Source organism: Altererythrobacter chaiwopuensis (assembly GCF_054957755.1).
In genome coordinates, this window is record NZ_JBTXJG010000019.1 from 1 (window position 1) to 272 (window position 272).

Here is a 272-nt window from a genome sequence, read left to right on the forward strand (position 1 = left end):
TGTTGTACTTCGGCGCAGTCCTGTTCGCCACCGGCCAAGCAGCCATGGGCTTCATCGTGGCAGCCCTGTCTGGCTACACCGCATACGCACTTGCTGGACGCCCAGGCATCGCGCCGGGCTTCGTCGGTGGCGCCATCTCCGTCACCATCGGCGCTGGCTTCATTGGTGGTCTGGTTACCGGTATCTTGGCTGGTCTCATCGCCCTGTGGATTGGCTCCTGGAAGGTGCCACGCGTGGTGCAGTCACTGATGCCTGTGGTCATCATCCCGCTA

Annotated in this window: 1 pseudogene; it reads left to right on the forward strand. The window is 62.5% G+C overall.

Features of this window, described 5'->3' with window-relative positions:
* Nucleotides 1-44: 44 nt before the first annotated feature.
* Nucleotides 45-272, forward strand: a pseudogene (locus tag ACX2DJ_RS13015) (PTS fructose transporter subunit EIIBC); the annotation flags it as partial.